General features: G+C 73.8%; 15 protein-coding genes. 5 read left to right on the top strand and 10 right to left on the bottom strand.

From position 1 onward, the window contains the following. The first annotated feature begins 4 nt into the window (after positions 1-4). Both ACQP2F_RS09560 and ACQP2F_RS09555 read left to right on the top strand, forming a co-directional pair. A complete protein-coding gene (locus ACQP2F_RS09560; protein ID WP_433302591.1) occupies positions 5-1402 on the top strand; it encodes an FAD-dependent monooxygenase in 1398 nt (465 codons plus the stop codon). Positions 1403-1432: 30 nt separating this feature from the next. Then, positions 1433-2554: a hypothetical protein gene (locus ACQP2F_RS09555; RefSeq protein ID WP_433302589.1), complete on the top strand. Its 1122-nt coding sequence runs from the start codon at positions 1433-1435 to the stop codon at positions 2552-2554. Positions 2555-2570: 16 nt separating this feature from the next. Here the strand turns inward: ACQP2F_RS09555 and ACQP2F_RS09550 are convergent, their stop codons facing one another. Together ACQP2F_RS09550 and ACQP2F_RS09545 are read right to left on the bottom strand one after the other, a co-directional pair. Beyond that, entirely contained in the window at positions 2571-4076 is a 1506-nt protein-coding gene (locus tag ACQP2F_RS09550) for an MFS transporter (protein ID WP_433302588.1), read from the bottom strand. A gap of 87 nt (positions 4077-4163) precedes the next feature. Further along, complete coding sequence (locus ACQP2F_RS09545) at positions 4164-4640, bottom strand: hypothetical protein (protein ID WP_433302586.1); 477 nt, start codon at positions 4638-4640, stop codon at positions 4164-4166. A gap of 166 nt (positions 4641-4806) precedes the next feature. Between ACQP2F_RS09545 and ACQP2F_RS09540 the strand changes: the two genes are divergently transcribed. After that, on the top strand, positions 4807-5520 hold the full coding sequence (locus tag ACQP2F_RS09540) for a dienelactone hydrolase family protein (RefSeq protein ID WP_433302584.1): 714 nt from the start codon (positions 4807-4809) through the stop codon (positions 5518-5520). Positions 5521-5591: 71 nt separating this feature from the next. Here ACQP2F_RS09540 and ACQP2F_RS09535 read toward each other — a convergent pair whose 3' ends face one another. The 5 genes from ACQP2F_RS09535 to metF form a co-directional block, all read right to left on the bottom strand. Continuing rightward, positions 5592-7457: an MFS transporter gene (locus tag ACQP2F_RS09535; protein ID WP_433302582.1), complete on the bottom strand. Its 1866-nt coding sequence runs from the start codon at positions 7455-7457 to the stop codon at positions 5592-5594. 43 nt (positions 7458-7500) lie between these two features. Further along, positions 7501-7968: a MarR family winged helix-turn-helix transcriptional regulator gene (locus ACQP2F_RS09530; RefSeq protein WP_433302581.1), complete on the bottom strand. Its 468-nt coding sequence runs from the start codon at positions 7966-7968 to the stop codon at positions 7501-7503. Between the two features lie 105 nt (positions 7969-8073). Further along, the gene (locus ACQP2F_RS09525) at positions 8074-8511 is read right to left on the bottom strand and encodes an HNH endonuclease (protein ID WP_433302579.1); all 438 of its coding nucleotides are present in this window, start codon (positions 8509-8511) and stop codon (positions 8074-8076) included. Between the two features lie 82 nt (positions 8512-8593). After that, positions 8594-9316 (bottom strand): CDP-alcohol phosphatidyltransferase family protein, encoded by a 723-nt coding sequence (locus ACQP2F_RS09520; protein WP_433302577.1) that lies wholly within the window; start codon positions 9314-9316, stop codon positions 8594-8596. A 9-nt stretch (positions 9317-9325) separates the two neighbouring features. Next, positions 9326-10249: a methylenetetrahydrofolate reductase [NAD(P)H] gene (gene metF / locus ACQP2F_RS09515; RefSeq protein WP_433302575.1), complete on the bottom strand. Its 924-nt coding sequence runs from the start codon at positions 10247-10249 to the stop codon at positions 9326-9328. A gap of 52 nt (positions 10250-10301) precedes the next feature. Between metF and ACQP2F_RS09510 the strand changes: the two genes are divergently transcribed. Next, positions 10302-11360, top strand: coding sequence for a polyprenyl synthetase family protein (locus ACQP2F_RS09510; RefSeq protein WP_433302573.1), 1059 nt, complete (start codon positions 10302-10304; stop codon positions 11358-11360). Here the strand turns inward: ACQP2F_RS09510 and ACQP2F_RS09505 are convergent. Genes ACQP2F_RS09505 through ACQP2F_RS09495 form a run of 3 tightly spaced genes read right to left on the bottom strand, consistent with a single transcriptional unit; the run spans position 11320 to position 12364 of the window. Beyond that, positions 11320-11691, bottom strand: coding sequence for a lycopene cyclase domain-containing protein (locus tag ACQP2F_RS09505; RefSeq protein WP_433302572.1), 372 nt, complete (start codon positions 11689-11691; stop codon positions 11320-11322). The genes ACQP2F_RS09510 and ACQP2F_RS09505 overlap by 41 nt on opposite strands. Continuing rightward, a complete protein-coding gene (locus tag ACQP2F_RS09500) occupies positions 11688-12014 on the bottom strand; it encodes a lycopene cyclase domain-containing protein (RefSeq protein ID WP_433302570.1) in 327 nt (108 codons plus the stop codon). Before ACQP2F_RS09500 ends, ACQP2F_RS09505 begins: the two co-directional genes overlap by 4 nt. Continuing rightward, positions 12014-12364, bottom strand: coding sequence for an Rv2175c family DNA-binding protein (locus ACQP2F_RS09495; protein ID WP_433302568.1), 351 nt, complete (start codon positions 12362-12364; stop codon positions 12014-12016). Before ACQP2F_RS09495 ends, ACQP2F_RS09500 begins: the two co-directional genes overlap by 1 nt. A 34-nt stretch (positions 12365-12398) precedes the next feature. On the opposite strand from ACQP2F_RS09495, the gene ACQP2F_RS09490 reads away from it, so the two are divergent. Next, on the top strand, positions 12399-13166 hold the full coding sequence (locus tag ACQP2F_RS09490) for a hypothetical protein (RefSeq protein ID WP_433302567.1): 768 nt from the start codon (positions 12399-12401) through the stop codon (positions 13164-13166). Positions 13167-13178: the final 12 nt, after the last annotated feature.

The raw sequence follows: 13178 nt of genomic DNA, 5'->3' as shown, positions 1-13178 counted from the left end.
ATCCATGTTCAGTGAATCAAGATTCAGCGAGATTATCATCGTCGGGGCCGGTCCGTGCGGCCTCACTCTGGCTCGCGAGCTGCAGCGCCGCGGGGTCCCGTTCCGCATCATCGACAAGGCGGCCGAGCCCTTCACCGGTTCGAGAGGCAAGGGCATTCAGCCGCGTACGCAGGAGGTCCTCGACGATCTGGGCCTGATCGACCGCTTCCGCGCCGCCGGCAGCGACTACCCGGAACTGCTCATCCACCTGCCGGGCGGGCAGGAGATGCGCCGCCGGATGGATCCGCTGCACGAGCCGACCGATGCGGCGCCCTACCCCAACGTGCTGATGGTCCCGCAATGGCGCACCGGGCAGTTGCTGGCCGAGCGCGTGCCGGTCGAGCTGGGGGTCGGCCTGACCGGCCTCGAGCAGGTCGAGGGCGGCGTGCGGGTCACGTTCGACACCGGCGAGACGGCGGCGGCGCGCTACGTCGTCGGCGCCGACGGCGGGCAGAGCACGGTCCGGCGGCTGCTCGGGGTGCCGTTCGAGGGCGAGACCTTCGAGACCGAGCGGATGTTCATCGCGGACGTACGGCTGGCGGGCCTGGACCGCGACAGCTGGCACATCTGGCCCGGCGACGACGGGCAGTCGCTCAAGCTCGGCCTGTGCCCGCTGCCCGGCACCGAGGACTACCAGCTGACCGCCCCGCCCACCGATCTGTCCGTCGAGGAGCTCGTCGCCTCGGTGGCCCCCGGCGTCAAGGTCACGCACGTGGGCTGGACGTCGGAGTTCCGGGCGAACATCCGGATGGTCTCGCGCTACCGGGTCGGCGACGTCTTCCTGGCCGGCGACGCGGCGCATGTGCACTCCCCGGCCGGCGGGCAGGGGCTCAACACGAGCATCCAGGACGCGTACAACCTGGGCTGGAAACTGGCCACGGGGGACGACGCGCTGCTCGAGACGTACGAGGCGGAGCGGCTGCCGGTGGCGGCCGGGGTGCTCGGCATCAGCACCCGGCTGCACGACGACCGCAGCATGGACCGTTCCGATCCGGTCCTGCGGCAGCTCTCGCTGACCTACCGGGGCGGGCCGCTCGCGGCCGAGCACCGGTCGTCGCCCGGTGCGGTGCGAGCCGGCGACCGGGCGCCCGACTCGCCGATCCCGGGCGGGCGGGTCTTCGACCTGCTGCGGGGGCCGCACGCGACGCTGCTCGCGTTCGGCTTCCCCGGCGACCTGCCGTCGTCGTCGCCGGGGCTCGCGGTGCACCGGCTCGACCCGATCCCCGCTTACGACGTCTCCGCGCCGGCCCTGTTCCTGGTGCGGCCCGACAACTACATCGGCTGCGTCTCCGAGTCGCCGGCGGACGTCCATGACTACCTGCGGCTGATCGGCGTCCGAGATCTGACTGACAGCTCCCGATGACCGGCTCAGGGTGCCTGGTGGAGGCATCCGATGTGGCCCGTCCGGCTCGGCCGGCTCGGCCGGCTCGCCCGCGCCGTCGCGGTTCCGCTGGTGGCGGTCGTGTGGACGCCTGTGCCGGCGCCGGTGCCGGATCGCCACTCGGGGGTGCCGGGCGAGCGCTTTGTCGTCTTCTTCCCGGCGGCCTCGTCCGCGCCGGGCTTGGGGTCGCCCTCGTCCACATTGCCGGGCTCTTCCGGGTGCGAAGTCTGGTTCGACCTCTATCCGCGGCGGAGGATGTCGTGCGACGGCGGGTGGGCGGTCGTCGCCGTGCCGATCTCACCGCCGCGGGCCACCACGCTGCGCTGGCGGTCGGCGGGGCGAACCGGGGAGATCCCGTTCGCGATCCTGCACGTGGACGTCGACGCCGCGCCCGACCCGGTGACCCGGGGCGACGCGGTCACAGTGACCTTCGCCGGCGACACCCCCAAGCTGCTGATCACGTCCTGCCGGGTCGCCGCGAGGTACTGCCGCGACCGCCCGTCCTGGCGGCGCAGCGTCCTGCTGCCGATCCCCGCCGACGCACCCGAGGGCCGCGAGCTGCCGTTCACCTGGTCCTTCTCCTACCAGTTCGGCGACGACGCGGGCGGCCTCTCCGGCACGTCGAGGGTCTGGATCGCGCTGCCGCCCCCGTCGTTCGCCGTGCGCCCGATGCCGGCGACGGCCGGCCCCGGCATCCCGCCGGCGGTCGCCTTCACCAGCCAGACCCCCGGCGTCACCATCACCGCGTGCGGCCTCTCCTACCGCGGCGCCGAGGCCCGCTGCGACAGCTCCGGCATCGTCGCGCTCCCGATCCCACCCGAGACCCCACCCGGCGTGACCATCACCTTCGAGCACGAGCTGTCCTACACCAGCACCCGCCCCGGCGAGCCCGACAACACCATCCACCGGACCTTGCCGTTCCGCACAGCACCCAACGTGTTCCCCTTCCTCCCGGGCGCCGAGGCCGCCCCTTCCCCGCCGTCTCCCACGTCCCCTTCCGCGTCCGCCGCCTCCGCTTCCGCCGCTCCTGCTTCCGCCCTCTTCCCCGGCCGGGCTTGGTGGCTCGCCGGCATCCTGGTCCTCGGCGGGTTGCTCACCTGGCGCCTGCTCCATCGCCGCCGGTCGGGCTCCTGACCGGGCCCGCGTCCCCTCACTCGTTCTCAGCTCTCACGCCGTCCTTCTCGTTCTCCGTCGTTCCGTGGCCACCCTCGCCTCTCCCTTCCGTTCCGCTCTTCTCCTTGCCTCTCTCCTTCGTTCCGCTCCTCGCCTTGTCCCTTTCCTCCGTTCTTGCACGGCGGCGCGCGGCACCCATGGTGGCCGCCACCAGCGCCAGCGCCCCTGCGATCAGGAGCGGAACCGGCGCTCCGAGATGGACCGCCGCCGACCCCACGGGGATCGCCACCGCGACCGGCCCGAACATCACCGTGTTGGAGGTGGCCGCCACCCGCCCCAGCAGGTGGTCGGGCGTGCCGGTCTGCACCGCGGTGACGCCGGCGATCAGCGCCCACGGCAGCCCGAGCCCGGCCAGCGCGCTGCCCGCGATCATCGCCGGCCACCAGGGCAGCGCCGACGACAGACAACCCACCGCGAAGACGGCCGACCCCAGCGCCGCGACCGGAACCGGCGCCAGCCGCGCGAGCAACCGTCCGGCCAGCAGCCCGCTCACGATCGACCCCGCACCCTGCGCGGTCGACAAAACCCCGAGGCGTGTGGCCGGCAGCCCGAGCGTGTGCACCACCTGCCCGATCAGCCCCGCGTTGGTGAGCCCCGACAGCCCGATGGCGACCGCCGCGATGAGCACCGGATCGCGAACCGCCGCATTCCCGAAGAGCGCCTTGACCCCGGCCCGCACTTCCCCACGGCCCCGCCCACCGGCGTCCCGCCCACCGTCGTCCCGCCCACCGCCGTCCCGCCTGCCGCGAGCCCGCCCGCCACCGTCCCGCCCAGCGCGAGCCCGCCCACCGCCGTTCGGCCCACCGTCGTCCCGCCCGCCGTCGTCCCGCCCACCGTCGTCCCGCCCGCCGCGAGCCCGCTCCCCGGCGCCCGCGTTCGTGGCTGCACTCAGCGCTGTCGATGTCCGCGATGCCTGAGCGCTCGTCGTCCGCGGCGGCCGCAAGCGGAGCAGTGCGTAGCAGGCGGCCGTGAGCAGCGGCATGATCGAGCAGACCAGCACCACCGGCGTCGGGCCGCGCCAGGCGTAGAGGCCGGCGCCGGCCAGAGGCGCCAGCAGCTTCATGCCCTCCTGGGCGCTCGACCGCCAGCCGTTCACGTCGGCGAGCAGCTTCGGGGGCAGGGCCGACGGCAGGATCGCCGTCTCGGCCGCGTCGCCCAGGGCGTAGCTCACGCCGCGGGCCAGCAGCACCGCGTAGATCAGCCACGCCTCGCGGGCCGTCGAGACGGTCAGCAAGGTCAGCAGCAGCAGACCGAGGGCGATGTCGATGACGATCAGCAGCGGGCGCCTCGGCACCCGGTCGGCGATCGCGCCCAGCCAGGGCGAGGCGAAGACGGGGGCGTAGATGCACAGGCCGGTCAGGGCGGCCAGCGACACCGAGCCGGTCAGGTCGACCATCCAGACGCCGGCCGCGAGCGTCATCGCCGTACTGCCGAAACCGGACAGCGCCGAGATCAGGATGAACAGGACCGCGTTGCGCCGCACGGCACCCTCCGAGGCGAGGCGAGGTTGAGCCTCACATCCTCAAGAGTTGAGCCGCAATCTGTCAACCCTGCAAGCCCACCGGAGACCTCATCGAGCCGCCGCCAATGCCGCACGCAGACGCGCGACGGCCGCTCGGGTCGGCGCCGGGAAGGCCACCTCCGCCCGGTCGAGGTCGCCCACCACGTCGGCGACCAATGCATAGAGCCCGGGCACCGGCGCTTCCGGTGCGGCCTCGAGCGTCTCCCGGACGAGCCGGGCACGCCGGAACCGTCCGTCCCACCGCCGGTCGGCGCCGATCCGGCGGTGCAGCTCCACGGCGGCTTCGCGCAGGGCGGTGGCTCTTTCGCCGTACGGCCGATCGAGGTCGGAACGCACCGGGCGCACCGCGGACGCCAACCGCAACCGCCGCTGTTCCGCCGCCTGCCGGCTGCTGAGGCCGAGGGCCGCCGCGATCTCCACCCAGGTCGCGCCCGCCCGCCGCGCCTCGTCGATGAGCTCGAGCTCCCGTGCGTCCAGCCGGGTCCGCTCCGCCGAAATCGTCCGCAGCTCATTGAGGTCGGCCATGCGAGCAGCCTATCACTTGTCAACGACTCATTGACAAGCTGAGCGTGCTAACGTCGGCGGCACCCACGACCCGAGGAGGTGAGACCGATCAACGCTCTGACGTGTCGGGACTCCTTCGCCCGGATGGCCTAGGGAGCGCCCGAGAAGGCACCCCGAAAGGCAAACCATGCACTTCCTTTCCCGTACGGAGTCGGGCGGCGACGTCTTCATGCTGGGTGACATCCCCGGCGTGCTGTGGACTCCCGGCGATACCCCGGCCACCCGCCCGCTGATCGTGGTCGGTCACGGCGGCGGCCAGCACAAGCAGGCGCCCGGCGTCGTGGCCGCCGCCCGCCAGTTGATCGCGGCCGGCTTCGCGGTCGTCGCCCTCGACGCCCCGCACCACGGCGACCGCCCCAAGAGCGACGACTTCCTCCGGCTGGCCGCCGCCAACCGCGCCCGCATGCAGGCCGGTGACAGCCCCGATCTGGCCGCGATGCACCTGCTGCTGGCCGAGCAGTCGGTCACCGAGTGGCGGGCGGTGGTCACCGCGGTCCAGCGGCTGGACCGGGTGGGCGAGGGCCCGGTCGGCTACCACGGCGTCTCGATGGGAACGGGTCTGGGCATCCCGTTCGTGGCGGCCGAGCCCCGCGTGCGGGCCGCCGTCCTCGGCCTGCTCGGCGCTGATGGGTTGGTCGAGGAAGCCGCCCGCGTCACCGTGCCCGTGAGGTTCCTGGTGCAGTGGGACGACCAGTTGGTGCCCCGAGCCGACGCCCTGGCGCTGTTCGACGCGCTGGGCTCGACCGCCAAGTCGTTGCACGCCAATCCCGGCAACCACGGCGAGGTCCCCGCGCTCGAACGGGACGATTCCGTAAATTTCCTGATTAGGCGCCTGAGCTGAGGGCGCGCGGCAGGCCGGGTTTCGAGGCCCGGCCTGCCGCGTTCCTTTGCTCTGCTTACCGATACGCGGGGTCAGGAGCAGCCGACCGGCGCCGTCGAGGGGTCTACCGCGAAGGGTGAGGTCGCGGGCGCATCAGGCGTAGGGGTGGCGGGCTCGGACGCGGCGGGCTCGGAAGCGGCGGGCTTGGAAGCGGCGGGCTCGGAAGCGGCGGACGCGGCGCACACCATCGCGGCAGGCACAGCGGGAGCTGAGGAAGCAGGAGCCGGCGCGGTGGAGGCCGGCGCGGTGGAGGCCGGCGCGGTGGAGGCCGGCGCGGTGGAGGACGGCGCGGTGGAGGACGGCGCGGTGAAGGACGGCGCGGTGGAGGCCGCGGATGAGAGAGAGTCCGCAAAGGCAGGCGCGCCAGACCCGGGCGCGGGCTCGGCGGGGGCGGCACCGGCGGCGGCGGAAGCGACAGCGGCGGCGAGAGCGGGAGGAGCGGCGGTAGCAGCGGGAGCGGCGGCGGCAGAAGCAGGCGCGGCGGGAGCAGGCGCGGCGGGAGCAGGCGGCCGGCGCAGCAGGAAAGCGGTGATGAACAACGCCGCGGTGACGAAGCCGGCGGCGACCAAGAACGCTCGGGCGTAACCGTCGTGCAGGGCCTCGACCGGCGGAACGCCGAGCGCCGACCGGTGGGCGGTGTGGGTGGCCGCCACGGCGGCCAGCGCGGACAAGCCCAGTGCGCCGCCCGCCTGCTGGGCCGTGTTGCTGAAGCCGGACACCATGCCGGTGTCGGCCGGGGCGGCGCCGGCCATTGCCAGCATGATGATCGCGGGAACGGTCACGCCGACGCCCAGGCCCATCACCACCAGCGGCGGCAGCAGGTTTTCGACATAGGACACCGACGCCGGGACGCGCGCCAGCAGCAACAGGCCCGCGAGCAGCGTCGCCAGGCCGGCCAGCAGCACCGGCCGCGGGCCGAAGCGGCCGGTCACGCGCGGCGCCACGAAGAGCGAGACCAGGCCGATCACGATCGGCGTCGGCAGGAACGCCAGGCCGGTGCCGAGCGCGTCGTAGCCCATCACCCGCTGCACGAACAGCGCGTTCAGGAACTGGAAACCCATGCCGGTCGCGAAGACCAGCACCACGGCGGCGTTCGCGGTGAGCAGCCAGCGCCGGCCGAGCACGCGCAGGGCGATCAGCGGGCGGCGGGCGAGACGCTGCCGCAGCAGGAAACCTAGGATCAAGACCAGGGCGGTGGCTCCGGTGAGCGTGGCGGGCACGGCCGCGCCGGATGATCCGGTACGCACGATCGCGTACACGCCGAGGCAAAGACCCGCCGTGATCAGCACCGCCCCGGGAAGATCGAGCCCCGCGCCGAGGCCGGCCCCGGCCTCGCGGGGCAGCAGGCGCCGCCCGGCGAACCACACCGCCACCCCGATCGGCACGTTGATCAGGAAGATCGCCGGCCAGCCCACCGCGTCGGTCAGCACGCCGCCCGCGACGAAGCCGACGGCCGCGCCCCCGGCCTGGGTGAAGCTGTAGATGCCCATGGCCCGCGCCTGGGCGGCGGGCGACGGGTACAGCCGGACGATCATGCCGATCACCACGGCCGCCGCCAGCGCGCCGCCCGCTCCCTGCACGAAACGGCCGGCGACGAGCAGGCCCGCGGAGCCGGCCAGGCCGCAGGCGAGCGAGGCGACCGTGAAGACGGCCAGCCCGGCGAGGAACACCCGCCACGCGCCGACCAGGTCGCCGAGCCGCCCGGCCAGCAGCAACAGGCCGGCGAAGGCCACCAGGTACGCGTTGACGACCCAGGCGACCCCGGCGGCCGAGAAGCCCAGATCGCGCTGAATGTCGGGAACGGCGACGGCGACGATCGTGCTGTCCAGCACGATCATCAGTGACATCGCGCAGAGCACGGCCAGGGCGGCCGCGCGTCGGTCCACGGAGAGGCTCATGAACCGACCGTAGCAGACGATCCTCTAGCGGACTATCTGCTAATCACCTACCTCGCGCCCGCCGGATCGGCTGCGGCCCCGGATCGCGCTGGGTGCCGGCGAGCATGCCGAGCGCCTCGACGAACGCCGCCCGGGCCGGGGCCGGAAGGCCGCCGAGCGCGTCGGCGTGCACCTGGTCGACGATCCGCTGGCCCTCCTCGGCCGCGAGCCGCCCCTTCTCGGTGACCGCGATGATCCGGGCCCGCCGGTCGGTCGCCGACGGCCGCCGCTCGGCCAGCCCGCGCCGCTCGAGCTCGTCGACGGTGCTGACCATGGTGGTCTTGTCGAGGTCGGCGAGGGCCGCGAGCTGGATCTGGGTGCGCTCCTCCTCGAGCGCGTGCACGAGCACGCACTGCATGCGCGGGGTGAGGTCGACCTCGGCGAGTGCGACGCCGAGCCGGTTGGAGAGCACGTGTCCGGCCATGTTGAGCAGGCCGGTGATGTCGCGCTCGGTGCGTTCGGGTGCTGCCATGCGGAAATCCTAGCCCCGGATCATCCGCTTCCGGATGATCCGAGGCCGGGACGACCGGCGGGCCTGGCCCCCGTGACCGCCCACCGGCCGCGCTTCCTTACCGGGTCAGACCGATAACGCCCAGGTCGGCGCGAACGGCCGGACCAGCAGGGGCATCCGCGCCTCGGCCGGCGTCCGGTCGCGCTTGCGGTTGTTGCAGCGGCCGCAGGCGGCGACGGTGTTGGCCCAGTCGTCGCGGCCGCCGCGCGAGCGGGGCAGCACGTGGTCGATCGTGGACGCCGGGCCGCCGCAGTAGCCGCAGGAGTGCCGGTCGCGGGCGAGCACGCCGGTCCGCGACCAGGCCGGCCCCCGGCTGTGCCGCCACCGGGTCACCACGTAGCTGACCAGCCGCACCACCGTCGGCATCGGATAGCCGCCGATCCGCCGGCCGGGCTCGGCCTCATGCACGACCGCCACCTCGCGGAACAGCATCCGGATCGCGTGCCGGAGGCTGACCCGGTGCAGCGGCCCGCAGTCGGCGTTCAGCACCAGAACCGCGGTCATCGCGATCACCCCCTGCCCCCTCGCGTCGTCCGTGCGATGTCACCGATGACGGTAAGGAGCGGGGTCCGGCCCGGACAACCGATTAACGATCACCACTGAGCGCGCGGCCCACGGCGACGGCGAGCTGTCCGAGACCGATCAGCGCGAGGCCGAGCCAGACGGCGACCGCCACGACGGCGAGCGAGGGCAGGACGGCGGCCGCCAGCAGCCCGAAGATCGTGACGAGGACGCGGGTGGGGCGCTCGGCGACGGTGACGACCCCGATCTCGGCCATCCCGGCGGCGGCGGCGCGGGCCCGCGCGTACTCGTGCAGCCAGCTCACCCCGCCCGCCGCGACCGCCAGCCAGCCCGGCGCCCCGGCCAGCCAGAACGCCAGCAGCCAGGCCGCCTCGCCGAGCCGGTCGGCCACCGAGTCGTAGACGTAGCCGAGCCGCGTGGTCCGCCCGGTCACCACCGCGACCGCGCCGTCGAGCCCGTCGGCCAGCGCCGCCAGCAGCACCACGACGGCGCCGAGCAGCAGACCCGCACGGCCGAACAGACCCGAGGCGCCGAGCAGCTCCGGGCCGCCGAGCAGTTCCGGGCCGCCGACCACCTCCGGGCGGCCGAGCAGCACGACCAGCGGCACGCACCAGCAGAGGAGCAGACCCGCGGTGGTCACCGCTCCCGGTCCGACCCGCCGGGCGGCGAGCCAGGAGCCGATCCGGTACGCGAGGCGCACCCATCCGCGGACCAGGAAGGATGCCGACCGCGGGTCGAAGTCGCCGTGCAACGCCGACCAGGCCGTGCAGTACTCGGCCCAGGTCACGGCCGTGGGTCAGGCGGCCGCGGCGACGGACGAGGGCGCCAGCAACTGCCACACCTCGCGCGTCGCGGTCGAGCGGTTGAGCGTGATGAAGTGGATGCCGGGCACGCCCTCGGCCAGCAGCCGGGCGCACATCTCGGCGCACTGCTCGATGCCGAGCGCCCGCACCGCGGCCTCGTCGCCGGCCACCCGCTCGAAGCGCTCGAGCAGCTTGGGCGGGAACGGCGCGCCGGAGAGCTGGCTGGACCGCTCGATCGTCGCCATCCGGGTCACCGGCATGACGCCGGGCACGATCGGCGTGGCGCAGCCGGTCGCCGCGACCCGGTCCCGCAGGCGCAGGTACTCGTCGGCGTCGAAGAACATCTGGGTGATGGCGAAATCGGCGCCGGCACGACATTTCCGTACGAAATTGGCGGTGTCGCTCTCGATGTCGGCCGACCGGGGGTGCTTGTAGGGGAAGGCGGCCACGCCGACGCAGAAGTCGCCGGACTCCTTGACCAGGCGCACCAGGTCCTCGGCGTAGAGGACGCCCTCGGGGTGCCGCACCCACTCGCCCATCGGGTCGCCCGGCGGGTCGCCGCGCACGGCCAGCACGTTGCGGATGCCGGCGCCGGCCAGCCGCCCGATCACGTTGCGCAGCTCGGCCACCGAGTGGTTCACGGCCGTCAGGTGGGCCATCGGCAGCAGCGTGGTCTCGGTCGCGACCCGCTCGGTGACGGCCACCGTCGTGTCGCGCGTGGTGCCGCCCGCGCCGTACGTGATCGACACGAAGCTCGGCCGCAGCGGCTCGAGCTCGCGGATCGCCTGCCAGAGGTTGCGCTCGCCCTCGGGCGTCTTGGGCGGGAAGAACTCGAACGAGAAGGTCGGCGCGCCGGACCGGATCAGCTCACCGATCGCCGGTGTGCCGGGCAGGCGAGAGGGAAGTCCGAGAGCCACGCCGACGACTCTACCGGCTGCTGGTCACCGGGCGTCGGCTAGCGTCTTCGGCGTGACGTCCCCCGTAGAAGCGGCCGGTCTGCGCGCCCGGGTCGACAAGGCCCTCGCCGCGTTCCTGGCCGAGCAGCGCGCCCGGCTCACCGGCATCGACCCGGCGCTGGCGGAGGTTTCCGACGCGCTCGACGACTTCGTGCTCGGCGGCGGCAAGCGGCTGCGCCCGGCGTTCGCCTACTGGGGTCACCGGGGCGCCGGCGGCGCCGACTCCGACCACGTGGTGGCCGCCGTCGCGGCGCTCGAGCTGGTGCAGGCCAGCGCCCTGATCCACGACGACCTGATGGACCGCTCGGACACCCGCCGCGGCGAGCCCTCGGTGCACCGCCGCTTCGAGCGCCGGCACGTCGACGCGTCCTGGCGGGGCGCGCCCGCCGCGTTCGGCGACAGCGCCGCGGTGCTGCTCGGCGACCTGGCCCTGGTCTGGTCGGACGAGCTGCTGCACGTCTCCGGCCTGAGCCCGGCCGAGCTGACCCGGGCCCGGCCGGTCTTCGACCAGATGCGCACCGAGGTGACGGTCGGGCAGTACCTGGACGTGCTGACCCAGTCGACGGCCGACACGTCGCTCGACCGGGCCGGCAAGGTGGCCCGGTTCAAGTCCGCGAAGTACACGGTCGAGCGGCCGCTGCTGCTGGGCGCGGCGATCGCCGGGGCGCCGGCCGGGGTGAGCGCCGCCTACTCGGCCTTCGGGCTGCCGCTGGGCGAGGCCTTCCAGCTGCGCGACGATGTGCTCGGCGTCTTCGGCGACCCGGCGCAGACCGGCAAGCCGGCCGGTGACGACCTGCGCGAGGGCAAGCGGACCTATCTGATCGCGGCCGCGTTCGAGGCGCTCGACGGTCGCGAGCGGGCGGAGCTCGACGCCGGGCTCGGCGACCCGGGGCCGGACGTCGAGCGGCTGCGGTCGCTGATCCGGGAGAGCGGCGCGCTGGCGGCGACCGAGCGGCGTATCGACGAGCTGATGACGGCGGCGCTGTCGGCCCTGGCGGCGGCCCCGATCGAGGACGACGCCCGGGCGGTGCTCAAGGCCCTGGCCGATGCCGCCACGCGGCGTACCGTCTGAGTAGTTTGCTCCCCTCGCCCGCGGACGGCGTCCGCTGGACGCCGCGGCGTCCCCACCACACCCAGAGATCGAGGGTGAGCAGCACCATCGCGAAGCCGAAGAGCAGGTCCTCGACCGGCGCGTAGGCGATGCGCAGGCCGAGGATGGCGCCCGGGTCGTACATGACGATGTTCCGGCCGGTCAGGATCCCGTTCGACAAGAGCTGGAAAAACACGATCAGCGGGTACGTCGCCCAGAACGCGGCCCGGCTGAGCAGGCGCACGCGGAACACCCAGCGGTCCAGCGCCGCGGTCACGATGACGCCGAGGACCGCGGCGGCCGTGTAGGTCACTCGTCGCCGGCCGGTTTGCGCAGCACGGCACGCACCGCCTCGAACCCGAGGATCGCGCAGACCGGCACCACCAGGAAGAACAGCACCTCGTCCAGCGGCAGGCCGCCGGGGAAGACGACGCCGGTGGTCTGCGCCGGGTCGAAGTGCCAGTGCCCGGCCGCGATCGCGCCCAGGTCCCAGAGCACGAAGACGACCGCCACCGGGACGACGGTCAGCACCAACCGTCGCCACCGGCGGAAGACGTTCACCCGCAGCACCGGCTCGAGCCAGAGGGCGGCGCCCAGGCAGCCGGCGAGGACCAGCACGTACGCCAGATGGCGCATCAGAAGCCGAGCGCCTGCGCCCGCCGCTTCACCTCGCGCGCACGGTGCCCGGCGAGGCCGAGCGCGGCGTTGCCGTCGAGATCCGAGTCGGGCTCGTAGAGCCACCGCAGGGCCTCTTCGTCGTTGTACCCAGCATCGCGCAGCAAGGTCAGGACGCCCGGGAGGTGCTTGAGCACGTTGCTGTTGGCCAAGAGCTCGGCCGGGACCTGCCGGATCCCGTCGCGCTTGACGGCGAGCAGCTGCCCGTCGCGAAGCATCTGATGCACCTTGCTGATCGAAACGTCCAGCTTCGCGGCCACGTCCGGCAGGTTGACCCAGGCGGCCGGGCCGGCGGTAACGGAATCGCTCACTCCTACAGCGTGCCAGAAGAGGAGAACCAACTCGATGAGCCTGTTGCGGAAGGCCCGCTCCGAGCTGTCCGGCGCCGTGCGCTCGGTGCGCTACGACCTGGGCCGGCGACCGGTCGAGCCGCCGCCGGGCGGCCCCGACGTCACCTCCACCGGGATGAGCACGTTCGGCGGTCACCTGTTCGAGGAGCCGCCGGTCCCGGTCTCGCACGCGGCGCCGCCCCGGCGGCGCCGGCGCGCGGCGGCGGTGACCGTCTTCGGGGTGCTCACCGTCGTCGGGGCGACCGGCGCCTACCTGGGCGTGGTCAACGGGCTGGGCTCGCTGCTGAACGAGACGCCGGCCGCCGCCGGGACGTTTCCGCCGCCGCCGGCGGCGACCGTGACGTTCACGCCGAACAGCGGCATCGGCCGCGGACCGGCCGCGACCGGCCCGCGCACCACGCCGCCGGCCGGGACCGGCGCCGTGCCGGATCCGGCCGCGCCGCCCGCCGCCGCCACGGCCGCCGTGGCCGGTCCCGCCACCGCGAACGACCCGGCCCGGATCTCGAGTCCGATGCGGACCGCCCCCGGCGCCACGAAGCCGGAGAGCGCCGGCAACCCGCCGCCGATGCCGGTGCCGGTGCCGACGCCGACCGCGCCGGCCCCCTCGGCGTCGCCGTCGGCCTCGCCCTCGGGCTCGGCGGGCGACTCGGCCGACCCGTCCGGGCCCGGCTATCCGGACCCCGGCGAGACGTCCGCCACCCCGAACGATTCGCCCGATCCCAGCGATAGCCCCCAAGCCCGGCATCGCCGTCACGACCACTAAATAGACTTTTGT

Source organism: Actinoplanes sp. CA-030573 (assembly GCF_050951115.1).
Lineage (GTDB): Bacteria > Actinomycetota > Actinomycetes > Mycobacteriales > Micromonosporaceae > Actinoplanes.
The sequence above is the reverse complement of the archived record's forward strand: the minus strand, read 5'-3'. Positions and strand labels throughout refer to the sequence as shown.